The sequence below is a fragment of the Streptomyces sp. ATCC 21386 genome, assembly GCF_018728545.1.
Taxonomy (GTDB): Bacteria; Actinomycetota; Actinomycetes; order Streptomycetales; family Streptomycetaceae; genus Streptomyces.
Genome location: NZ_JAAVVL010000001.1, coordinates 6,836,017 through 6,859,512 on the forward strand (window position 1 = coordinate 6,836,017; position 23,496 = coordinate 6,859,512).

The window sequence follows — 23,496 nt, forward strand, 5'->3', positions numbered from 1 at the left end:
TCGTGACGTCTTGCACCTCGGTTCCCTCCGTGCCCCGGCTGGTGATCGCCGCGCCCGCGTCGCGCAGCGGCAAGACCACCGTGGCCACGGGGTTGATGGCCGCGCTCACCGAGCGGGGGCTCGCCGTCTCCCCGCACAAGGTGGGGCCGGACTACATCGACCCCGGCTACCACGCGCTCGCGAGCGGGCGGGTGGGGCGGAACCTCGACGCGTACCTGTGCGGGCCCGAGCTGGTCGCGCCGCTCTTCGCGCACGGCGCGCGCGGGTGCGACATCGCCGTCGTCGAGGGTGTGATGGGGATGTTCGACGGCGCCTCGGGGCAGGGGGAGCTGGCGTCCACCGCTCATGTGGCGAAGCTGCTGCGGGCGCCGGTGGTGCTGGTCGTGGACGCGTCGTCGCAGTCGCGGTCGGTGGCGGCGCTGGTGCACGGGTTCGCCTCCTGGGACCCCGAGGTCCGGATCGGGGGCGTGATCCTCAACAAGGTCGCCTCCGACCGGCACGAGGAACTGCTGCGGGACGCCCTGGAGTCGACCGGTGTGCCCGTGCTGGGGGTGCTGCGGCGGGCTCCGCAGGTGGACACGCCGTCCCGGCATCTGGGACTGGTCCCGGTCGCCGAGCGGCAGGCCGCCGCGCTGGAGGCCGTGGCGGCGATGGCCGCGCAGGTCCGGGCCGGGTGCGATCTGGAGGCGCTGGTCGCGCTCGCCCGCAGTGCCGGGGCGTTGTCGGGGCCGGCGTGGGAGCCGCCCGTCGCGGCCACGGGCCGACGGGAGGTGGTCGCCGTCGCCGGTGGACCCGCGTTCACCTTCTCCTACGCCGAGCACGCCGAGTTGCTGACCGCCGCGGGAGCCGACGTGGTCGTCTTCGACCCGCTGCGCGACGAGCAACTGCCCGACGGGACGAGCGGGTTGGTGATCGGCGGCGGGTTCCCCGAGATGTACGCCGCCGAGTTGTCCGCCAACGAGCCGCTGCGCAAGGCCGTCGCCGAGCTGGCGTTCGGCGGCGCTCCGGTGGCCGCCGAGTGCGCCGGGCTGCTCTATCTCTGCCGGGAGCTGGACGGGCGGCCCATGTGCGGTGTGCTCGACGCGACGGCGCGCATGGACGAGCGGCTGACCCTCGGGTACCGCGACGCCGTCGCCGTGGGCGACAGTGTGCTGGCCCCTGCCGGGACCCGGATGCGGGCCCACGAGTTCCACCGGACGGTTGTCGAGCCGGGGGCCGGGCCCGCTCCCGCCTGGGGTATACGGTCCCCTCGGCCGCGGGTCGAGGGATTCGTGCGGGGAGGGGTGCACGCGAGCTACCTGCACACGCACTGGGCGGCGGAGCCGGGGATCGCACGGCGGTTCGTGGAGAGATGCCGGGTGTCGTGAGCGGTCGGTCGGCAGTGGTGAGCGGTCCGTCGGGCCTGGAGAGCGGTCCGTCGGAGGTCGTGAGCGGCGGTGCGAGCGGTTCGTCGGGGGATGGTCCCGGTGGCCCGTCCCGTTCACTCCGCCACGCCCACCACCAGCCAGATGAAGGCCGCTCCGGCGACCGTGCACAGCAGGGTGGAGTGGGCCGGGTGTTCGTGGTGGGCCTCGGGGAGGATCTCGGCGGCGGCGAGATAGAGCAGGGCGCCGCCGAAGAAGCCGAGGTAGCAGCCGAGCGGGCCCTCCGGGATCGTGAACAGCAGCGTGGAGGCGGCTCCCACCACCGGCGCCGCCGCGTCCGCGAACAGCATCGCGAGCGCACGGCGGCGGGCATTGCCGTACACGCTGGTGAGTGTGTACGTGTTGAAGCCGTCCGCGAAGTCGTGGGCGATCACCGCGAGCGCGACGGCGATGCCCATGCCCTCGCCGATCTGGAAGGCCGCGCCGATCGCGACGCCGTCCATGGCGCTGTGTCCGACCATCGCGGCCGCGGCCGTCAGACCCACTTGGGGCGTACGGCCGTTGTGCTCCTCCGCGCCGTGTGCCGCCTGGCGGACGGCCAGCAGGCGTTCCACCAGGTGGGCCAGGAGGAACCCGGCGACGAACAGCAGCAGCGCGGCGGGCACACCGAAGACCTCGTCGCCGGCGGCCTCCAACGCCTCGGGGAGCAGGTCGAGGCCGACCACGCCCAGCATCAGGCCGCCGGCCAGGCCGAGCACGAGGTGACGGCGGTCCGTCACGCGTTGTGCCGTCCAGCCGCCGAGCAGGGTCATCAGGAACGCGCCGAGTGCCACGAAGACCGCCATGGGTCTTTGCTACCGGATGAGTGGACGGTGTCGGCTGCGGCGCCCCGGGGTGGTGTGGAGTACGCAGGTCGGATGCCGGGGGCGGGTTCGTGGAGGCCGGGCGCGCGGTTCCCCACGCCCCTGAAAGACGGGCGCGGCCATGGCTGACCCTGTGATCGACTCGCTCGTGGTGGGTGTGGGCGCCTCCGCGGGGGTGTCCGTGGTGGAGGTTCTCGGGCTGGTCTCAGGGGTGCTGCGGGATGCCGGGCTGTCGGTCGAGGCCGTCGTCGCACTGTCGACCGTCGATGCCAAGGCCGGTGAACCCGGCCTCGTCCAGGCCGCCGAACGCCTCGGAGTCCCCCTGGTCGCCTGCTCCGCCGAGGAGTTGGCCGTCGTGGCTGTGCCCAACCCCTCCGACGTGGCCCTCGCCGCCGTCGGTACCCCGTCCGTCGCGGAGGCCGCCGCGCTCGTCGGTGGAGGAGAACTCCTCGTGCCGAAGCGGAAGTCGGAGCCGGTGGACGGGCGGGCGGGGAAGGTGACGTGTGCCGTCGCGACGGCGAACCCTGGCTTCACCGGGCCCGGCGGAGGTCGGCATGATGATCGTCGTGGCAGTGGCCGCGGTCGTCGCGAGACATGATGAACGTGTGACCGCCGCCGACCCGCCCCGAACGCCCCCGCGTCCCGACCGCCCCTGCTTCCGCACCCGCCCCACCCCGACGCCCACGCTCGCCCCCGCCCCCACCACTTCCGCCTCCGAGGAGACACCGTGACCACCCCGCCGCCCGCCCTGCTCATCGCCGGTCATGGCACCCGGGACGACTCCGGGGCCGAGGCGTTCCGCGTCTTACTGCGCGAACTGGGCCGCCGCCACCCCGGGCTGCCCGTCGGGGGCGGCTTCGCCGAGCCGTTCCGGCCGCCGCTGGACGAGGCCGTGTCCGGGCTGGTGGAGCACGGCGTACGGCGGTTCGTCGTCGTCCCGCTGTCGTGGGAGACCGCCGGGCGCGCGGACGCGGACGTCGAGACGGCGCTGGACCGCGTGCGGGAGCGGCACCCGGAGGTGTCGTACGGCCGCGGCCGTCCCCCGGGTCCGCACCCCGCGCTGCTGAACCTGCTGGAGCGGCGGGTGGAGGAGGCGCTGGGGTCGTCGGCGGCGAGGACCCCGGGCGACCGGGCCGAGGTGACCGTCCTGCTCGTCGGGCACGGGGCCACCGATCCCGAGGCCAACGCCGAGGTGCACCGGGCGGCCCGGTTGTTGTGGGAAGGGCGCGGGTACGCGGGTGTGGAGACGGCGTTCGTGTCGTCGGCGGCGCCGGACGTGCCGAGCGGTCTCGACCGGTGCGTGCGGCTGGGCGCGCGGCGGATCGTCGTCCTGCCGTACTTCCCGCTCGACGGCGGGCCGGCGGACCGGGTGCGGCAGCAGACCGAGGGCTGGGCTGCCGCGCGCCCGGAGACCGAGGTACGGTCGGCCGATGTCGTCGGGCCGGAGCCGGAGCTGCTCGATCTCCTCGTGGAGCGGTACCGGGAGGCGCTGGAGGGCGACCCTCGCACGCACCGCGACTCCCACGGTCCCGCAGGCCCCGGCGGCAACCCGCCCGGCGGTGGGAACAGCCCGGGGCTGCCTCGACACTCGCGCGTCCGCCCGGACGACAACGGGTACGACGGTCACGATCATCACCACTGGGGACACACGCACTCCCATGCACACTGAATCCGACTCAGGGAGCAGACACGGCCTGCACAACGGAGACGACGAGTCTTCGAACGCGGGCCGGGACCTGCCGATCGCCGGTCATGACCTGCGGCATCACGGCGACGCCGAGGTGCGGGACGACGGGGCGAAGCTCATCGACCTCGCCGTGAACGTCCGGGCCGACACGCCGCCCGCCTGGCTGCGCGAGCGGATAGCCGGGTCGCTGACCGGGCTGGCCGCCTACCCCGACGGACGTGAGGCGCGGGCGGCGGTGGCGGCCCGCCACGGGCTGCCGGCCGAGCGGGTCCTGCTCACCGCGGGCGCCGCCGAGGCCTTCGTCCTGCTGGCCCGTGCCCTGAGGGTCCGCCATCCGGTGGTCGTGCACCCGCAGTTCACCGAACCCGAGGCCGCGCTGCGGGACGCCGGGCACACCGTGGACCGGGTGCTGCTGCGGGATTCGGACGGATTCCGGCTGGATCCGGCGGCCGTGCCGGAGGACGCGGACCTCGTGGTGGTGGGCAATCCGACCAATCCGACATCGGTGCTGCACCCGGCCGAGACCCTCGCCCGGCTCGCCCGGCCGGGGCGGACGCTGGTGGTCGACGAGGCGTTCATGGACGCGGTGCCGGGTGAGCGCGAGGCCTTGGCCGGGCGGACGGACGTGCCCGGCCTCGTGGTCCTGCGCAGCCTCACCAAGACCTGGGGACTGGCCGGGCTGCGGATCGGTTACGTCCTCGCCGAGCCCGGGACGATCGCCGAGCTGGAGCGCGCCCAGCCGCTGTGGCCCGTGTCCACGCCGGCCCTCGCGGCGGCCGAGGCGTGTGTCTCGGACCGGGCGCTGGCGGAGGCCGCCGAGGCCGCCGGCCGTGTCGTCGCCGACCGGGACCATCTGGTCGCCGGGCTGCGGGAGTTCGCGCCCGACGGCCTGCTCGTGGCCGAGCCCGCCGAGGGCCCGTTCGTGCTGATCCGGCTGCCCCGCGCGACCGCCGTACGACGGCATCTGCGCACGCTCGGCTTCGCCGTCCGGCGCGGTGACACCTTCCCGGGGCTGGACGACGCGTGGCTGCGCCTGGCGGTCCGCGACCGGACCACGGTCAACGGGTTCCTCCAGGCGCTGGACCGGGCGATGACGCTGGCGGACCGCTGAGCGGAGGGGCTCGTCGCTCCGCCGGCGCGACGGCCGGGTGGTTCGGGTGTCAGGGCGAGGGCAGGGCGAGGGTCGGCACCGCGAGCTGTGCTCGCAGTGCGTCCTGCCGCCCGTCCTGTGGGCGAAGTCCTGCCACTTGCCGCGCCCGAACGACGTGTTGACGCCGTCCGGGACGGGGGCTTCGCGACACAGGCCCAGACGCGGAGCCTCAGGCAGCCGGTCTTCTGGTCGCCCGTTCCGGCAGCCGAGGGGAGCCGCCCGCGCAGGTGCACCCGTACCTCCCACGGGCCGTGCACCGCGCTGGACGTCTTTTCATCGACCGGTCAACCGCTCTGACAGAGACGGGAGTTGCCCCCGGCGACCGGATCCGGTCCGCCCCGCCACCGCGGCTTCACACCGTCTCACCTGTCTGTCCAGAACTTCTCCGCAACGTTCGCAGTCCGGAACTCGCCCCTCTATTTGACATGTCATTGACACGGCTTTGGGGGACCTTGGTAGACAGTTGCGCCCGGCGATTCCTGTGCGACCCCTGTGCTCACGGGGAACAAGGAGCCCTTCATGGCAGCCTTAGACCACACCCGCGTCCGTATCCGCCTCCGCCGCGTCCGCCTCCGCCGTTTCCGCCTGCGCGCCGCCCTGGTCGGCACCGTGGCGACGGCCCTGATCATCGGCAGCGCCCCCGCCACACCCGCCGGGACCGGCGAGGCGAGACCCGCCGCCGCCGAACCGGACACCAGCGACCCCCGTGAGGGCTGGAGACCCGTCAGCGAACTCGCCGGGGACGAGGACGATCCGGGCCTCCTGGAACGCCTCTTCGGCGACGACGAGGGCGGCGAGGAGATCGACCGGGGCGACGACCCCACCCCGCCCCGCATCCGTCTGGACCGCGCCCGGGGCTCGTCCTCCCTGACCCACCGAGGCGTCTCGGGCGACGCCGAGGGTGTCCGCATCGCCGCGCCCCGCACCACGCACGCGACCGGCGCCGACCTCTCCTGGAGCGCGTACCGGGGCAAGGACCTGCGGGAGTACGAGGTCCACCGCGCCACGAAGAAGGATTTCACCCCGACCGACGAGACCCTCCTCGCCCCCGTCGACCGCGGCACCCGCACCTTCGCCGACCGCACCGCGCCCCCGGCGCTCGACAGCAAGGGCAAGAGCGAGGGCAAGGGCAAGGGCAAGACCTACCACTACCGGATCGTCGTCCGTACCCAGCAGGGCAGGCTGCTGGCCGGTCCCGCCCGCACGGTCGAACTCCCGCCGCCGGGCAAGGTGGCCGAGGGGGCGAAGCTGCTCGCCGCCCCCGAGGACGAGACCTACTTCCTGCCGTACACGCCGGCGCGGATGATCCCCGGCGAGAAGGCCACCGTCGAGGCGACCCTCACCAACACCACGGACACGGTGTGGAAGAAGGGCGAGCGCGTCCTGTCGTACCGCTGGTACCTGGACGGCAAGGACGTCACCAACCTCCTCAACAAGGACGCCACCCCGCTGCCGAAGGACGTGGCCGCCGGCGAGACGGTCACCTTCGACGCGGAGTTGAAGGCGCCGGTGCTGGTCGACCCGCTCGACAAGCGGCTCAGCTTCGGCCTGGAGTGGGATCTCAGGGACAAGACCAACGGTGACTGGCTGTCCGAGACGGACGGGGTGCCGCCCTCGAAGCACCAGGTCACCGCCGAGTACCCGACCTCCGACCAACTCGGCCTGGAGGACTTCCACTCCTACGCCGGCAAGAACACCGGCGCGGGCTCGGCGCTGATGAGCAACCTTCACGCGGGCAACGCGGTGTGGTCGTACAACGCCTTCTCGAACCCGTCGCTCGGCTTCTCGACCTTCCTGCGGCTGGCCTACAACTCGCAGGACGCCTCCAGCACTCCGGCCGGATACGGCTGGTCGCTGCAGGCGTCCTCGCCGGTCCGGCTGGGCACACCGCTGGACTTCCACCCGGCCGCGCTGCTGCCCAAGCAGATCACGCTGACCGACGGCGACGGCACCAGCCACGTCTTCAGCAAGAACAAGAAGGGCGAGTGGGACTCCCCCGCCGGCGTCCACTTCCGGGTCAGGCAGCTGGAGAAGGACTGTCTGCTCCACCCCCATCAGCGCGAGGCCTGGGAGTTCCTGCGCCCGGACCGCACCCGGTTCCTCTTCGACTGCCAGGGCTACCCGAGCGCCCAGGTGGACAAGAACGGCAACCGGATGGAGTTCACGTACGAGGAGCGGCTGCTCGGGCACCCGTCCAAGCTGCTGAAGTACGTCACGGACGCCGAGGACCGGCGCACGCTCACCGTCGACTACTGGGAGAAGGGCGAGGCGTACGCGTACGTCGACGAGGACGGGAAGGTGAAGGAGGGCAAGCACCTCCTCAACCCGTTCATCATCGGCAAGGTCCGGTCGGTCACCGACGTCTCCGGGCGCCGGGTCGACTTCACCTTCACGGAGAAGGGCCTGCTGGCGCGGCTGACGGACGGCGCGAACGCCGGGGAGAAGCTGCGCAAGGTCTTCTCGTTCCAGTACGGCAAGGAGTTCGACCACCCCGGCGTGAAGCTGGTCCAGGTCACCGACCCGCGCGGCAACTCCTCGAAGGTCGACTACGTCGGCCCGCACGACGACAAGGACCAGCTGCACTACCTCGGGTACACCAAGGAGATCACCGACCGGCTCGACGGTGCGACCAAGTACCGCTACAGGGACCCCGACGGCCACGACGGCAAGGGGACCGAGACGGTCGTCACCGACGCCGAGGGCAACCCCAGCACCCAGCGGCTGGACGGCTACGGCCGGCCCGTGAAGCTCACCGACGCCAAGAGGCGGACCACGAAGCTGGGTTGGGACGCCGACAACAACGTCACGCGCCTGGAGGAGAACAACGGCGCCGCCCGCACCTGGAAGTACGACCCCAAGACGGGCTATCCGCTGGAGAGCCGGGACGCGGAGTCGGTGAAGAACGACCGGCCCGCCGCCACGCTCGCCTACGCGACCGGTGAGAACGGCTACATCGCCGACCTGGTGCGCCGGGTCTCCCCCGAGGGCCGCACCTGGCTCTTCGGCTACGACACGCGCGGCAACATGACCTCGGTCACCGACCCGAAGGGCGTGGCGAGCGAGCCCGCGGACGACTACACCTCCACCAACGCCTACGACGCCCGGGGACGGCTGGTCTCCGCGACCGACGCGAACGAGCACACCACCAGGTTCGAGAACTACGACCCGTCCGGCTATCCGCGGGTGATCGTCGACGCCCTCGGCAACCGCACGCTGACGACGTACGACGTACGCGGCAACGTCACCGAGGTCGAGGAGGCCGACGGGGCGACGACCACGCAGACGTACGACGTGTTCGCGCGTCCGCTGGAGAACCGCAGGCCGAAGGACCAGCAGGCGGGCGAGTTCATCGTCACGCCCGCGCCGAAGTACGACGCCAACGACAACACGCTCGTCTTCACCGCCCCCAACGGGGTGTCGAGCAGCAGCGCGTTCGACGCCGCCGACCAGCTGCTGAAGTCCAGCCAGCCTGGTGACGAGGAGGGCGCGCCCCCACGGGTGTCGACCTTCACGTACGACAAGGTCGGCAACCAGCTCACCTCCACGGAGCCCAAGGGCAACCTGACCGAGGAGCCGGGCGACTTCACCTCGACGACGCGGTACGACGAGGTGTACCAGCCGATCGAGGCGGTCAACGCGGCGGGCAGGCGCGCCTCGGCCGTCTACGACGATGTCGGTGACCTGGTGAAGGTCGTCGACGCCCGCAAGAACGAGACCGAGGACCCCGACGACTACACCACAAGGTTCCGCTACGACCTCGACCACCGGCTCCTGGAGACGACCGACGCGATCGGCAAGTCGACGACGAGCACCTACGACTGGGACGGTCTGACGACCGCCACCACGGACGCGGAGGGCAACCGCACCGAGCTGGTCCTCGACGCCCGCGGCGCCCTGGCCGAGGCACGGGTCCCGCACGACGACGGCGTGATGCGCAGGACCCGCTTCGAGTACGACGAGGTCGGCAACCAGACGCGGGTCGTCACCCCGCGCGGCATGGAGACCGAGGACCCGAAGGACTTCGCCTCCGAGACCGTCTACGACGAGCTGAACCGCGTCAAGGAGACCCTGAGCCCCTTCGATCCGGACGACGACCACTACAACTCCCCGGACCGCACGACGTACGAGTACGACGCGCTGAGCCGGGTGAAGAAGGTCAGCGCGCCGCCGTCCGAGGGACAGAGCGTCCGCAACGAGACGGAGTACACCTACTTCGACACCGGCTGGATCAGGACGTCGGTCGACGCCTTCGACATCAGGAACACCTACCGGTACAACGACCTCGGCCAGCAGATCCAGAACACCCTGAGCAGCGCCGGCGACGCGGTGTCCCGCACGCTCGACTCCTCGTTCTACCCGAGCGGCGCCCTCAAGTCCCGCTCGGACGACGGGGTCCCGGTGGGCCTCCAGGTCGCCCTGGTCGACAACAGCGACGTCAACAACACGGCACAGCAGGGCACATGGACGACGGTCGCCCCGGAGGGCTCGTACGGCTACGACGCGCAGACCCACGCGCCGGGTACGGGCGAGGACCGCTTCGTCTGGCAGCTGACGATCCCGCAGGCCGGCGACTACACGGTCTACGTCCGCCACCCGAAGGTCGACGGGGCGGCGAAGGACGCCGCGTACGAGATCAAGCACAAGGACGGCACCGAGAGCAGGACCCTCGACCAGAGCGAACTACCCGGTGAGTGGCGCTCGTTGGGCAAGTACGCCTTCGCCGAGGACACCGGTCAGGCCATCACCCTCACCGACAAGGCGACCGGCACGGTGGTCGCGGACGCGGTGCGGCTGGTCCGCGACTACGAGGGCGACACCGACAACGAGAAGAAGGACTTCTCCTACCGCTACGACGCCAACGGCAACCAGATCGAGATCGTCGACAACAGCCCCGGCGTCGAGACCGACCGCTACACCCTGGCCTACGACGAACTCAACCAGCTCACCGAGGTGGTGGAACACGACGGGGACAGCGTCCGCGACACGACGGCCCTCACGTACGACGCCAACGGCAACACGCTGACGACGACCCACGACCTGACCTGGAGCAAGCTGGAGTACGACGAGCTGGACCGGGTCGAACGCATCACCAACGCGGCCTCCCCGACAGCGGACGACCGCCAGATCACCTCGGTCGAGTACACGGCCCGGGGCGAGCTGGCGAAACAGACGAAGCCGAACGGCAACGTCCTGACCGTCGACTACTACCTCGACGGCGCGACGAAGAAAACCACGGAACGGCAGTCCGACGACACCCTCGTCGCCGAACACGCCCTGAAGTACAACGCCAACGGCCACAAGGCCGAGGACGTCCTGAAGCTGATGGACGCCGACGACCACGGCTCCACGATCGACAACACGTACGCGTACACGTACGACCCGCAGGACCGCATCGCGAAGGTCACGAAGACCGGCGACGACGAGAAGACGGAGGAGTACCGGCACGACGCCGCCGGCAACGTGGTCCGGCAGACGGTCGACGACACGACGACGACCCACCGCTACGACCGCAACCGCCTCCTGACGTCGACGGAGGACGGCGCGTCGTCCACGTACAACTACGACCCGCTCGGCCGCCTCGACACCGTCTCCTTCGGCGGCGAGACGATCCAGAAGTACCGCTACGACGGCTTCGACCGCCCGGAATCGATCACGTCGGGTGCCGGTGACGCGGCCCGGACGACCCGGCTGACGTACGACGCGTTCGACCGCACGGTCAAGGAGTCGGTCGGCAGCGGTGACGACGCGAAGACGACGCTCTTCACCTACCTGGGCATCACCTCGAACTCCCTGAGGGAGGAGGTGACGGACGAGGGCGTCACGTCCTTCCAGTACGCCTCCTGGGGCCAGAAGCTCACCCAGATCAAGGACGAGGAGGACAAGGATCCGGAGACGACGCAGTACCTCTACCACCCGCACGGCGACGTGGAGGCGCTGACGGACTCCGCCGGCGACACGAAGACGACGTACGGCTACACTGCGTACGGCAAGAACGACACGGCCCAGTTCACGGGCGCGGACAAGCCGGGGGCGGGCGGTGAGGAGCCGTCGGAGCCGTACAACGCGTACCGCTTCAACTCCAAGCGCTACGACACGGCGTCGGGCACGTACGACATGGGTTTCCGCACCTACGACCCGGGCCTGAACCGCTTCCTCACCCGTGACATGTACGGCGGCGCCCTGGCCGACATGGGCCTGACGATGGACCCGTACACCGGCAACCGCTACGCCTTCGCCGGCGGCAACCCGATCTCCTTCATCGAGATCGACGGGCACCTGTTCGGCCTCTCCTGGTCCGACATCGGTCACGCCGCGCTGGACGTGGTCGGCCTCATCCCGGTCGTCGGCGAGGTCGCGGACCTGGCCAACTGCGGCTGGTACGCGGCCGAGGGCGAATACGTCGACGCGGCCCTGTCCTGCGCCTCGGCGATCCCGTTCGCGGGGTACGGGGCGACGGCGGCGAAGGCGGCGCGGTACGGCGACAAGGCGTTGGACGCCCTCGACACGGCGAGCGACACGGCCCGCGCGGCGGACAACGCGGCGGACGCGGGACGGGCGGCGGACACCCCGCCGACCGGCGGCACCCCTGACGCCCCCACCACCCCGAAGGACCCGGCCCCGGCCGACCCCGCCCCTGCACCGGCGAACCCGGCACCCGCTCCGGCACCGGCCCCGCCGAAGGTCCCGGACGCACCGCCGGCCACCGGCGCGAGCTGCAAGATCGGCAACAGCTTCGTCCCCGGAACCAAGGTTCTGATGGCCGACGGCACCACGAAGCCGATCGAGGACATCGAGATCGGTGACAAGGTCAAGGCGTCGGACGTGGAGACGGACGACACGCAGTCCCGCGCGGTCACCCTCACCATCAAGCGCGAAGGCAGCAAGCGCCTGGTCACGCTCACCGTGGACACGGACGGCCGGACGGGCGAGAAGACCTCCACCATCACGGCCACCGACGGCCACCCGTTCTGGCTACCGGACATGGGCCGTTGGGTGGAGGCCGGTGACCTGGAGCGCGGGCAGTGGCTGAGTACGGGCAGCGGCAGTTGGGTCCAGATCACCGCGGTCAAGGCCCGGACGGCCCAGGCAACGGTGCACAACCTCTCCGTCGAGGGCCTGCACACCTACTACGTCCTGGCCGACAGCAAGCCGATCCTCGTTCACAACACATCGCCCACTCCGCCCACCCCTGCGGGTGTCGTATACCTGCGGACCGACCTGCTCAGCGGTGAGGAGTATGTCGGCCAGGCGAAGAGTTGGAGTCGTTACTTGAAGCGTCAGGGCGAGCATGCGAAGGACTACCCTGGAAAGTCGTTCGTCTTCGAGGTGCTCGGCAGGGCGAACCCGGGGCTGGACCTCGACGTCCTCGAAGAAAGCTGGATGCGGGCCGGCGGCGGAAAGAAGTCGGTGCCGGGGAGCGTCCTCGAGAACACTCGAGTGCAGATGAACGACGCCCGCTACAAGGCAGCCGGAGGGACCGTGTGCTGACGCGATACAAGAAGGGTGACGTTCTCTCCATCCCTGTGGTCGAAGGAAGGATCGCCTTGGCCCAGGTCGTCGAAACGTTGCGTGGGAACGTCCTGCTGGCCGTGTTCTCCGAGCTTCTGGACGCCGACGGCCCGCGTGACGTGGCTTCTCTCGAACTCGGTGAGCCGGTCTTACTCGTGGAGACCATGGACCTGCGGATCAAGGACAGAACCTGGCAGATCGCCGGGAATCAGGAAATCTCCAAGGACGTCTCGATTCCCACGTACAAGGTCTGGGTCGAGCCACCCGGCGAGTACCGGACGCAGGATGTCCATGGAAACGTGGGAGACAGGATTCCTCCAGAGCGGGCGAGCGGCATGAAGCACCAGAAGTCGTTCTCCCCCGCCGTGGTCGAGTCGGCCCTCCGTGGATTTCACGGGCATGGTCCATGGGTCCCGGCTTTTGACGAGCTGACACCTCTCTGATCAGCCCACGACCCGCCCGTTCAGCACCACTCTCGTCGGGGCCCCCAGCACGCGTACATCCGTGCGGGGGTCCCGTTCGTACACCACCAGGTCCGCGGGGGCGCCCTCTGTCAGGCCCGGGCGGCCCAGCCACTCGCGGGCGTGCCAGGTGGTCGCCGCGAGGGCCTCCACCGGTGGGATGCCGGCCGTGACCAGTTCGGCGACCTCGGCGGCGACCAGGCCGTGGGCCAGGGAGCCGCCCGCGTCCGTGCCGACGTACACCGGGATGCCCGCGTCGTAGGCGTTGCGGACCGTGTCGTAGCGGCGTTCGTGGAGGCGGCGCATGTGCGCGGCCCAGTTCGGGAACTTGGTCTCGCCACCCGCCGCCATGCTCGGGAAGGTGGCGATGTTGACCAGGGTCGGGACGATCGCGACGCCCCGGGAGGCGAAGAGGGGGATGAGGTCGTCCGTCAGGCCCGTCGCGTGTTCGATGCAGTCGATGCCCGCCTCGACGAGGTCGCGGAGGGACGACTCGGCGAAGCAGTGCGCCGTCACGCGGGCGCCCAGCAGGTGCGCCTCCGTGATCGCCGCCTCGACCGCCTCACGCGGCCAGCACGGCGACAGGTCCCCGAGTCCTCGGTCGATCCAGTCCCCGACCAGCTTCACCCAGCCGTCCCCGCGCCGGGCCTCCTGGGCGACGTACGCGACCAGTTCGTCCGGCTCGATCTCGTGGGCGAAGTTGCGGATGTAGCGCCGGGTGCGGGCGATGTGGCGGCCTGCCCGGATGATGTTGGGCAGGTCGTCGCGGTCGTCGATCCAGCGGGTGTCGGAGGGGGAACCCGCGTCGCGGATGAGGAGGGTGCCCGCGTCCCGGTCGGTCAGCGCCTGTTTCTCGGCGACGTCCTCCGGGACCGGGCCGTGCGGGCCGAGGCCGACGTGGCAGTGCGCGTCGACCAGGCCGGGCAGGGCCCAGCCCTCGACAGTGCGGATGTCCTGGGCGCCGGCCGGGCGGTCGTACGACACCCGGCCGTCGAGCACCCACAGCTCGTCCCGGACCTCCTCGGGTCCGACCAGGATCCGGCCCTTCACATGCAGCACCGCGCGCTCGCTCATGCACCGCACCTTAGTCAGCGCGCCGGTACGCCAGAAAGGGACGCCCTCCTCAGTCCTTGCCGCCCACCTGGTCCGACGTCTCCTCCTCCACGTCCGCCATCGCCGGGTCCAGGAGGCGGGAGAGGAAGTGGCGGGTGCGCTCGTGGCTCGGGCTGCCGATGACCCGGGCCGGGGGGCCTTCCTCGACGATCACGCCGTCGTCCATGAAGACGACCCGGTCGGCGACCTCGCGGGCGAAGGTCATCTCGTGGGTCACCACCATCATGGTCATGCCGTCCTGCGCGAGCATGCGCATGACCGCCAGGACGTCACCCACCAGTTCCGGGTCGAGCGCCGAGGTCGGCTCGTCGAAGAGCATCACCTCGGGCCCCATCGACAGCGCGCGGGCGATCGCCACGCGCTGCTGCTGGCCGCCGGAGAGGGAGGCGGGGTAGGCGGCCGCCTTCTCCGACAGGCCCACCCGGGACAGGTTCTCCGCCGCCACCTTCGCCGCCGTCGCCTTGTCCCGCCTGAGGACCCGGCGCTGCGGCAGCGTGAGGTTCTCGGTCACCGTGAGGTGCGGGAAGAGGTTGAACTGCTGGAAGACCATGCCGATCCGGCGGCGTACGGCGTCGATGTCGACGTCGGGGTCCGTCAGCTCCGTGCCGCCGACGAAGACCTGGCCCTTGGTGGGTTCCTCCAGCAGGTTCACGCACCTGAGCAGGGTCGATTTGCCGGAGCCGGACGGGCCGATGACGCAGACCACCTCGCCCCGCCCGATCTCCAGGTCGATGCCCTTCAGCACCTCGTTGTCGCCGAACGACTTGTGCAGGCCCCGGACTTGGATCTCGGGGGCGCCCCCGAGGGACTTCTCGCTCATTTCACGGCCTCCTGGGCCTTCGCCTCCATACGGCGTACGACGAAGCCGAGCGGGATGGTCACCAGCAGGTAGCACAGGCCGGCGACCAGGATCGGCGTGGAGTTGGCGGTGGTGCTGGCCAGGTCGCGGCCGTACTTGGACAGTTCGCGCTCCTCCAGGGTGACGCCGAGGAACAGCACCAGCGACGAGTCCTTGAAGAGCAGGACCAACTCGTTGGTGAGCGGCGGGAGGATGATCCGGAACGCCTGCGGGATGATGATCGAGACCATCGCCCTGGCGGGCGAGAACCCCAGGGAACGGGCCGCTTCCAGCTGCCCCTTGGGGACCGCCTGGATGCCCGCCCGGATCGTCTCCGCCATGTACGCGGCGGCCACCAGACCGAGCGCGAGCGCCACCTTGCCGTACGTGCCGCCGGGGATCTCCGTGCCGGGGAAGGCCAGCGGTACGGCGACGCCGATGAAGATGAAGATCAGCAGGGCGGGCAGGCCCCGGAAGATCTCGATGTACACGCCGGCGAACCAGCGGTACGGGCCCACCGACGACAGCCGCATCAGGGCGATGACCATGCCGAGGACGAGTCCGAACACGAAGCCGGACAGCGTGTAGAGCACGGTGTTCTTCAGGGCCAGCGTGATGACGTCGGGGAACATCTGCTCGGCGATGTCCCACTGGGCGAACTGGTTCTTCAGCCGTGCCCAGTCCGCCGACACCGCGAAGGCGACGACGGCGGCGACGAACAGGGCATACTGCGCGCCCCGGGAGAGGGCGCGCTTCTGGCTCCGGCTGAGGCCCTTCTTCTTCGGCTGGAGCGTTGTGTCCGAGTCGGTCCCGCTCATGAGGCCGACGGGGAGGCCGAGGCGGCGCTCTCGTCGTACGGGCCGATCCACTGCTCGTACAGCTTCTTGTACGTGCCGTCGGCCTTGGCCTCCGCCAGCGCCTTGTCGATCGCGGCGAGGAGCTTGGTGTTGCCCTTCCTGACCGTGAACCCGTACTCCTCACCGGTGTTGATCTGCTCGGCGACCTCGAACGCGGCGGCGTTCGCCTTGTCCTTCAGCCAGCCCTGGACGACCGGGTAGTCGATGATCACGGCGTCGACCTGCTTGGTGCGCAGGCCGTTGAGGACGGCGTCTGAGGACTCGAAGGAGACGGAGTCGATGCCCTTGCTCTTGGCGTAGTCCTCGCCGGTGGTCTGCGCCTGGGTGCCGACCTTCTTGCCCTTGAGGTCCGCGAAGGAGCCGATGCCCGCGCTCTTGTCGGCGAGCACGGCCTGCGTGGCCTCGAAGTAGGGGTCGGAGAAGTCGACGTTCTTCTTGCGCTCGTCGGTGATCGTCATGCCGGCCGCGGCGAGGTCGCACTCGCCGGAGTTCAGGAAGGCGCCCGTCTTGAAGTTCTCGAAGGGGGTGTCGAGGATGTCCTGCTTCACCCCCAGGTCCTCGGCGACGAGGTCGATCAGGGACACGTCGAAGCCCTGGACCTTGCCGTCGATCTCGGACTGGAACGGCGGGTACGGCAGGTGGGTGCAGGTGGTGAGCTGACCGGCCTTCACCAGTTCGACCCCGCCGGCCGCGGTCTTGGTGCCGCCGCTGCCGCCGTCGTCCGAGGAACAGCCGGCCACGAGCAGCAGTCCGGCCGCGGCGGTGGTGGCGGCCAGGATGCGGGTCCGGCGTCCGGGGACCGAGTTCACGGGAAGACCTCCTGTAGGAAAACTGAGACAACCGATGATAAGGAAATCTTTGGCCTGCTCAAACTATTCCGATGGCTACCGGGCCGCCTGACCTCCGATGTCGCCGGTGAGGGGCGCACGGGTGCCGTCGGTACCCTCGACACCATCTACCCCGTCCGTGAAGAGAGCACCCCGTGACACACCCGTTTCTGGATCTGGCCCCGCTGAGCGCGTCCCACTTCGCCTCGATCGAGGACCGGGTGGCCCGGCTGCTCTCCACCGAGCAGGACGTCGTGATCACCCAGGGTGAGGCGCTCCTGCCGCTGGAGGGCGCGATCCGTGGGGCTGCCGGGCCCGGCACGACCGCGCTGAACGTGATCACCGGGCCGTACGGGGAGACCTTCGGGAACTGGCTGCGGGACTGCGGGGCGACGGTCGTCGACCTGGCGGTGCCCTTCCACACGGCGGTGACGGCCGGGCAGGTCCGGGACGCCTTCGCCGAGCACCCGGCGATCGACTTCGTGTCGCTGGTCCACGCGGAGGCGGCGACCGGGAACACCAACCCCGTGGCGGAGATCGGCGAGGTCGTCCGTGCGCACGGGGCCATGCTCTACCTGGACGCGGTGGCCTCCGTCGGCGCCGAGCCGGTGCTGCCGGACGCGTGGGGTGTCGACCTGTGCGTCATCGGGGCGCAGAAGGCGATGGGCGGGCCTGCCGGGGTGTCGGCGATCTCCGTGAGCGAGCGGGCGTGGGCGCGGATGGCCGCCAACCCGCGGGCGCCGCGCCGCTCGTACCTCTCCCTGCTGGACTGGAAGGAGCGCTGGATCGACGGCGGCCGCCGGGCCCTCCTGCACGCCCCCGCCCAGCTGGAGATGCTCGCCCTGGAGGCCTGCCTGGAGCGCATCGAGGCGGAGGGGCTCAGGGCCGTGATGTCCCGGCACGCGTCCGCCGCCGCGGCGACCCGGGCGGGGGCACTCGCGCTGGGCGGCGGTCTGGAGCCGTACGTGCGCGAGGCGGCCGACGCCGCGCCGGTGGCCACGACCCTGCGGGCGCCCGCCGGGGCCGACGCCTCCGAGCTGGTCGCCAAGGCGCTCGCCACGGATCCGGCGCTGCCGCTGGCCGCCGGCGGCGGGGCTCTCGCCGCGGAGATGATCCGCGTGAACCACTACGGGTCCGACGCCACCCCGGGCGTCGTGCACTCCGCCCTCGCGGGGCTGGGCGCGGCTCTGGCGGAGTTCGGCGCGAGCGTGGACCTGGAGGGGGCCAGGCGGGCGGCCGCGGCGGCCTGGGAGTAGAAAGAGCACCGCGCCGGGGGAATTGCGCAGACCTTTCCAACAGGAATACAGTGGAATTCGAAGAACAGAATCCCGTATTCTTCTGCCCGCTCTTCCCTCGTCTAAACGCAAAGGTTTCACGAACACTCGCGGGGCCGATTCGAGCAGAAGTCGTGAGGGTTACGTGCGTGTGACCGACTCCACAACGTGACCGTTTTGTGCGGTAATTTACGGGCGAAACCCACCATAACGACCAACGGTTCAGGGGTTCCTCACGCCCGCGTGATAACACGTGAACGGCGCATGCGTAACCCCGCGCGGCGATGCAATTCGAAATTCCCATGGGTAAATTCAAGCCCCATGACTGCCGCACAAGCAGAACCACTGACGGAAATCGCGGAAGGGATTCGGATCGATCGCCCGGACGTGTCGGACGGCGCGTCGCTGTGGCGCATCGCCCGCGACTCCGGAGCCCTGGACCTGAACTCCTCGTACAGCTATCTGCTGTGGTGCCGGGACTTCGCGGACACCTCGGCGGTGGCCCGGGACGAGTCCGGGGAGCCGGTCGGGTTCGTGACCGGGTACGTGCGCCCGGAGCGGCCGGACACTCTGCTGGTGTGGCAGGTGGCCGTCGACGAGGCGCACCGGGGGCTGGGGCTCGCGGGCGCGCTGCTGGACGGGCTCACCTCCCGGATCGCGCGACGGCACCCCCTGACCACGCTGGAGACCACCATCACCCCCGGCAACACCGCGTCCGAGCGCCTGTTCGCCGCTTTCGCCGAACGGCACGGCGCGAACGTCGAGCGGAAGGTCCTGTTCGAGGCGGGGGACTTCCCCGACGGCCCGCACCAGCCCGAGGTGCTCCACCGCATCGGCCCGCTGTCCCCCTGAGCGTGCCGTCCGTCCGGAGGCTTCCGCCCGGCACCCGGGCGGGTCTCCGCCACCGGAGGACCCACCCCCTTCGCCACACCCCACTCCCCCTTCTCCCCTCACCCCCCCACGCACCGAGGAGCGATTCGACGTGACCATCACCCAGCCCGACCTGAGCGTCTTCGAGACCCTGGAGTCCGAGGTGCGCAGCTACTGCCGCGGCTGGCCCACCGTCTTCGACCGCGCGCAGGGCAGCCGGATGTTCGACGAGGACGGCCATACGTACCTGGACTTCTTCGCCGGCGCCGGTTCACTCAACTACGGCCACAACAACCCCGTGCTCAAACGCGCCCTCATCGACTATCTGGAACGGGACGGCGTCACCCACGGACTCGACATGTCGACGACGGCCAAGCGGGCGTTCCTGGAGTCCTTCCAGAACCTGGTGCTGCGGCCGCGCGACCTGCCGTACAAGGTCATGTTCCCGGGGCCGACCGGCACCAACGCCGTGGAGTCGGCGCTGAAGCTGGCGCGGAAGGTGAAGGGGCGCGAGGCCATCGTGTCGTTCACCAACGCCTTCCACGGCATGTCGCTCGGTTCGCTCGCCGTCACCGGCAACGCCTTCAAGCGGGCCGGGGCGGGGATCCCGCTGGTGCACGGCACCCCGATGCCGTTCGACAACTACTTCGACGGCCAGGTCGAGGACTTCCTGTGGTTCGAGCGGCTCCTGGAGGACCAGGGCTCCGGGCTGAACAAGCCCGCCGCGGTGATCGTGGAGACCGTGCAGGGCGAGGGCGGCATCAACGTCGCCCGCCCGGAGTGGCTGCGCGCGCTCGCCGAGCTGTGCGAGCGGCAGGACATGCTGCTCATCGTCGACGACATCCAGATGGGCTGCGGTCGTACGGGCGCCTTCTTCTCGTTCGAGGAAGCGGGCATCACGCCCGACATCGTCACCGTCTCGAAGTCCATCAGCGGCTACGGGCTGCCGATGTCGCTCTGCCTGTTCAAGCCGGAGCTGGACATCTGGGAGCCGGGCGAGCACAACGGCACCTTCCGGGGCAACAACCCCGCGTTCGTGACGGCGACGGCCGCCCTGGAGGCGTACTGGGCCGACGGCTCCGCCATGGAGAAGCAGACCCGCAAGCGCGGTGAGCAGGTCGAGCAGGCGCTCATCTCCATCACGGAGGAGAACCTCGCCGACGTGAAGGAGTACCGGGGCCGTGGCCTGGTGTGGGGCATGGAGTTCCACGACAAGGAGCGCGCGGGCCGGGTGGCCAAGCGGGCGTTCGAACTCGGGCTGCTGATCGAGACGTCCGGCCCGGAGAGCGAGGTCGTCAAACTGCTGCCGGCCCTCACCATCACCCCCGACGAGCTGGACGAGGGCCTGCGCGTCCTCGCCCGCGCCGTCCGGGAAACCGTCTGAGCAACCGTCGGGGCGAGCGCCCGACAAACCGTCCGAGAAGGCTGAGAAGGAGGCCTGGAACCACCGTGATCGTCCGTTCTTTCAAGGATCTGGAAGGCACCGACCGGCACGTCAAAGCCGCGTCCGGCACGTGGGAGAGCAAACGCATCGTCCTCGCCAAGGAGAGGGTCGGTTTCTCCCTGCACGAGACGGTCCTCTACGCGGGCACGGAGACGTCGATGTGGTACGCGAACCACATCGAGGCCGTGGTGTGCGTCGAGGGCGAGGCCGAACTGACCGATAACGAGACCGGGCGCACGTACACGATCACGCCCGGGACCATGTACCTCCTCGACGGGCACGAGCGGCACACGATGCGGATCAAGGAGGACTTCCGCTGCATCTGTGTGTTCAACCCGCCCGTGACCGGTCGGGAGGACCACGACGAGAACGGCGTCTACCCGCTGCTCACCGAGCCCGAGGAGGTGTGACATCACCATGACCACGACCACCACGATGAACACTGCCACCACTGTCCCCGACCTCTACCCCAGCCGTGGCGCCACCGAGGTGTCGGTCCCGCGTCAGGACCCGGTCGTCTGGGGCTCCCCCGGCACGCCCGGCCCGATCTCCCTCGCCGAACTCCAGGCGTACGAGCGCGACGGCTTCCTCCCCGTCGAGCAGCTGATCGCGCCGGACGAGGTCGCCGTGTACCGGCAGGAGCTGGAGCGGCTCGTCGCCGATCCGGCGATCCGCGCCGACGACCGCTCGATCGTCGAGCCGAAGTCGCAGGAGATCCGGTCGGTGTTCGAGGTGCACCGGATCAGCGAGCTGTTCGCGCAGTTGGTGCGCGACGAGCGGGTCGTCGGGCGGGCCCGGCAGATCCTCGGCTCGGACGTCTACGTCCACCAGTCTCGGATCAACGTGAAGCCGGGCTTCGGCGCGTCCGGGTTCTACTGGCACTCCGACTTCGAGACCTGGCACGCCGAGGACGGGCTGCCGAACATGCGGACGGTGTCCGTCTCGATCGCCCTGACCGAGAACTACGACACCAACGGCGGTCTGATGATCATGCCGGGGTCGCACCGGACGTTCCTCGGCTGTGCGGGCGCCACCCCGAAGGACAACTACAAGAAGTCGCTGCAGATGCAGGACGCCGGCACCCCGTCCGACGAGGCGCTGACGGCCATGGCGTCCGAGTACGGCATCAAGCTGTTCACGGGCAAGGCCGGTTCGGCGACCTGGTTCGACTGCAACTGCATGCACGGGTCCGGCGACAACATCACACCGTTCCCGCGCAGCAACGTCTTCATCGTCTTCAACAGCGTGGAGAACGCGGCCGTGGAGCCGTTCGCGGCGCCGGTACGACGGCCGGAGTTCATCGGCGCACGGGACTTCACCCCGGTGCGGTGAGTCCACCGTCCCCCTGACGGGGCCGGGCGGTCGCCACCCCTGAGCGACCGCCCGGCCCCTTCCGCATGCCTACGCGGCCCGCGTCCGAAGGGCCCTAGAGCCAGGCCAACGACGCCGCCCTCTCCAGTACGGTCCGTGCCGCGTCCTCGTCGCCCGTGATGCCCCTCGGTACCTCCCCGGGGGCGTAGCGGCCGCCGACGAGGAGGCAGAAATCGACGGGATCCAGGCGCAGTTCGGCGTGCACGGGGTCGGAGTCGTCGCCGAGGATCCAGCTGGTGTCGGTGGGCCCGGTGACCTCGAAGAGGACGGGCGGCGCGTCGTGGAGGGCCAGGCCGAGGATGCGGACGGCCAGCCGGACCAGCGACCACAGGTGCTCGTCGGGGGGCGGCGGCACGGGGATGCCGAGGGCCCGGCCGATGTCGTCCGTGTGGATCCAGGCCTCGAAGGCGCGGATCACGAAGTGGTCGGCGACCGGCAGCCGCAGGCCCAGCACCGTGACGGGGCGGGAGGCGAGTTCGGGGTCGGCGGCCTCGGGGGTGGCGAGCAGCGCGGCGGCCTGCGCGGCCCACGTGGCGACCGTCTGCGCGGGCGTGCGCCGGTGCTCGTGGGCGATGACGTCGGCGGTGCGCCGGGCCCAGGCGTCCCCGGCGGGGATCCCCGCCGGGATGTGCGAGACGGGAAGCCCTGTGTCGACGCCCAGGCATACGGCCAGGTGTTCGTCGGCGGCGAGGAGGTGGGCGACGGTCGCGTGCGCGTCCCAGTCGTGCACGACCGGGATGCCCCAGCGGCCCTCCACCTCCGGTACCAGCGCCTGGAGTCCGGCCACGGCCGCGGCGTAGGGCGCCGCATGGTGGGCGATCTCGGCGGCCCGGGGGCGGCGGGAACGGAGGGCGAGCGAGAGGACGCCGTCGGCGCCCGCGTCCACGCCACCGCCCGGGCCACCGGCCACGGCACCGCCCGGGCGCCCGTCCTCCGCGCCATCCAGGTGCCCGTTCACCGCACCGCCCGGGCGCCCGTCCTCCGCTCCGTCCAGCAGTCGTACCGTGTCGCGCAGGCGTTCCGCCTCCCTCGCGCACGACGGGCAGGCGGCCAGGTGCGGGGTGACTCTGCGCAGGTCGCCGGGCGGGAGCGCGCCGACGGCCCAGGCGGCCAGCAGCTCCCGTACGCCGTCGTGGTCGTTGGTCATCGCGCGCCGCCCTTTCGCCCTGCCACGTCCACGATACGCAGGTGCCGCGCGCTCCGGACGGTCCCGTGCGCCCCCATCACGCGCCCCTTGCGGCTGCCGGGTCCGGTGGGTCCGCGAGGGACTGGGCCAGTTTGCGCAGCGCCGAGCGGAGGCGGGTCTTCGCGGTGCCCTCGGGTATCCCCAGCTCGACGGCGGCCTGGCGGTAGGTGCGGCCCGCGAAGTAGGCGAGGTGGACCACCTCCCGCTGGGGGCGCGGGAGTTCGGCGAGGGCGGTGTGCAGCTTCAGGGAGCGCTCGCGCTCGACGACCGCCTCGGCCGGGTCGGGGCCCGCGTCGGGGATGGCGTGCAGCGCCGAGTCGTCCGCACGGACGTCCTTGCGGTGCCGGGCCTCACCGCGCACCCAGTCCACGGCCCGCCGGTGGGCGACCATGGACAGCCAGGTGCGCAGCGAGCCCCGGCGCGCGTCGAAGCCGTACGGCCTGCTCCAGAGCTGGGCGAAGACCTCCTGCGCCACGTCCTCGGCGGCCGCCGGGCTGCGGGTGACCCGGAGGGCCACCCGCCTGACGAGTCCCCCGTACGCCGCGTACGCCTCACGCAGCGCGGACTCGTCCCCGTACACCAGCCGCCGATGCAACTCCACATCGATGGACGGCTGTTCGAGCGTCGGCTCCACCGGCACCACCACCTCGTGATGCCTTCCTAGCGTCCTGGGGCGGTCCGC

Annotated in this window: 18 protein-coding genes; 11 read left to right on the forward strand and 7 right to left on the reverse strand. The window is 70.8% G+C overall.

Going from position 1 to position 23,496, the window contains the following annotated elements:
* The first annotated feature begins 2 nt into the window (after nucleotides 1-2).
* A complete protein-coding gene (locus GWK25_RS29365; protein WP_215454415.1) occupies nucleotides 3-1,367 on the forward strand; it encodes a cobyrinate a,c-diamide synthase in 1,365 nt (454 codons plus the stop codon).
* Between the two features lie 113 nt (nucleotides 1,368-1,480).
* Here GWK25_RS29365 and GWK25_RS29370 read toward each other — a convergent pair whose 3' ends face one another.
* On the reverse strand, nucleotides 1,481-2,209 hold the full coding sequence (locus tag GWK25_RS29370; RefSeq protein WP_215454416.1) for a ZIP family metal transporter: 729 nt from the start codon (nucleotides 2,207-2,209) through the stop codon (nucleotides 1,481-1,483).
* A gap of 139 nt (nucleotides 2,210-2,348) precedes the next feature.
* On the opposite strand from GWK25_RS29370, the gene GWK25_RS29375 reads away from it, so the two are divergent.
* The 5 genes from GWK25_RS29375 (at nucleotide 2,349) to GWK25_RS29395 (ending at nucleotide 13,016) form a co-directional block, all read left to right on the forward strand.
* Entirely contained in the window at nucleotides 2,349-2,825 is a 477-nt protein-coding gene (locus tag GWK25_RS29375; RefSeq protein ID WP_215454417.1) for a cobalamin biosynthesis protein, read from the forward strand.
* A 129-nt stretch (nucleotides 2,826-2,954) separates the two neighbouring features.
* A complete protein-coding gene (locus GWK25_RS29380) occupies nucleotides 2,955-3,896 on the forward strand; it encodes a sirohydrochlorin chelatase (RefSeq protein ID WP_215454418.1) in 942 nt (313 codons plus the stop codon).
* Nucleotides 3,886-5,025 carry an Rv2231c family pyridoxal phosphate-dependent protein CobC gene (gene cobC / locus GWK25_RS29385; RefSeq protein ID WP_251829089.1) on the forward strand — a complete coding sequence of 380 codons (1,140 nt, stop codon included), beginning with the start codon at nucleotides 3,886-3,888 and terminating at the stop codon, nucleotides 5,023-5,025. The genes GWK25_RS29380 and cobC overlap by 11 nt, the downstream gene beginning before the upstream one ends.
* Before the next feature lie 558 nt (nucleotides 5,026-5,583).
* Nucleotides 5,584-12,552, forward strand: a complete 6,969-nt coding sequence (locus GWK25_RS29390) for a polymorphic toxin-type HINT domain-containing protein (RefSeq protein WP_215454419.1) — start codon at nucleotides 5,584-5,586, stop codon at nucleotides 12,550-12,552.
* Nucleotides 12,546-13,016: a hypothetical protein gene (locus GWK25_RS29395; protein ID WP_215454420.1), complete on the forward strand. Its 471-nt coding sequence runs from the start codon at nucleotides 12,546-12,548 to the stop codon at nucleotides 13,014-13,016. The genes GWK25_RS29390 and GWK25_RS29395 overlap by 7 nt, the downstream gene beginning before the upstream one ends.
* Here the strand turns inward: GWK25_RS29395 and GWK25_RS29400 are convergent, their stop codons facing one another.
* From GWK25_RS29400 to GWK25_RS29415, 4 genes are read right to left on the reverse strand one after another with little or no spacing between them, the layout of a single operon-like run.
* Nucleotides 13,017-14,108 (reverse strand): amidohydrolase family protein, encoded by a 1,092-nt coding sequence (locus GWK25_RS29400; protein ID WP_215454421.1) that lies wholly within the window; start codon nucleotides 14,106-14,108, stop codon nucleotides 13,017-13,019.
* Nucleotides 14,109-14,157: 49 nt separating this feature from the next.
* Entirely contained in the window at nucleotides 14,158-14,967 is an 810-nt protein-coding gene (locus GWK25_RS29405; protein ID WP_215454422.1) for an amino acid ABC transporter ATP-binding protein, read from the reverse strand.
* On the reverse strand, nucleotides 14,964-15,803 hold the full coding sequence (locus GWK25_RS29410) for an amino acid ABC transporter permease (RefSeq protein WP_215454423.1): 840 nt from the start codon (nucleotides 15,801-15,803) through the stop codon (nucleotides 14,964-14,966). Before GWK25_RS29410 ends, GWK25_RS29405 begins: the two co-directional genes overlap by 4 nt.
* Nucleotides 15,800-16,651: a transporter substrate-binding domain-containing protein gene (locus GWK25_RS29415; RefSeq protein WP_215454424.1), complete on the reverse strand. Its 852-nt coding sequence runs from the start codon at nucleotides 16,649-16,651 to the stop codon at nucleotides 15,800-15,802. Before GWK25_RS29415 ends, GWK25_RS29410 begins: the two co-directional genes overlap by 4 nt.
* Nucleotides 16,652-16,824: 173 nt before the next feature.
* Here GWK25_RS29415 and GWK25_RS29420 point away from each other — a divergent pair, with 173 nt between their 5' ends.
* From GWK25_RS29420 to thpD, 5 genes are all read left to right on the forward strand, one after another.
* Nucleotides 16,825-17,925 carry an aminotransferase class V-fold PLP-dependent enzyme gene (locus GWK25_RS29420; protein ID WP_215454425.1) on the forward strand — a complete coding sequence of 367 codons (1,101 nt, stop codon included), beginning with the start codon at nucleotides 16,825-16,827 and terminating at the stop codon, nucleotides 17,923-17,925.
* 339 nt (nucleotides 17,926-18,264) lie between these two features.
* Nucleotides 18,265-18,795, forward strand: a complete 531-nt coding sequence (gene ectA / locus GWK25_RS29425; RefSeq protein ID WP_215454426.1) for a diaminobutyrate acetyltransferase — start codon at nucleotides 18,265-18,267, stop codon at nucleotides 18,793-18,795.
* Nucleotides 18,796-18,925: 130 nt separating this feature from the next.
* Nucleotides 18,926-20,197, forward strand: a complete 1,272-nt coding sequence (gene ectB, locus GWK25_RS29430; protein WP_215454427.1) for a diaminobutyrate--2-oxoglutarate transaminase — start codon at nucleotides 18,926-18,928, stop codon at nucleotides 20,195-20,197.
* Between the two features lie 65 nt (nucleotides 20,198-20,262).
* Nucleotides 20,263-20,667, forward strand: a complete 405-nt coding sequence (locus GWK25_RS29435) for an ectoine synthase (RefSeq protein WP_184895678.1) — start codon at nucleotides 20,263-20,265, stop codon at nucleotides 20,665-20,667.
* Between the two features lie 25 nt (nucleotides 20,668-20,692).
* A complete protein-coding gene (gene thpD, locus GWK25_RS29440; RefSeq protein ID WP_215457676.1) occupies nucleotides 20,693-21,589 on the forward strand; it encodes an ectoine hydroxylase in 897 nt (298 codons plus the stop codon).
* 94 nt (nucleotides 21,590-21,683) lie between these two features.
* Here the strand turns inward: thpD and GWK25_RS29445 are convergent, their stop codons facing one another.
* Together GWK25_RS29445 and GWK25_RS29450 are read right to left on the reverse strand one after the other, a co-directional pair.
* On the reverse strand, nucleotides 21,684-22,775 hold the full coding sequence (locus tag GWK25_RS29445) for a maleylpyruvate isomerase family mycothiol-dependent enzyme (protein WP_215454428.1): 1,092 nt from the start codon (nucleotides 22,773-22,775) through the stop codon (nucleotides 21,684-21,686).
* Between the two features lie 76 nt (nucleotides 22,776-22,851).
* Entirely contained in the window at nucleotides 22,852-23,460 is a 609-nt protein-coding gene (locus tag GWK25_RS29450) for an RNA polymerase sigma factor (protein WP_215454429.1), read from the reverse strand.
* Nucleotides 23,461-23,496 lie beyond the last annotated feature (36 nt).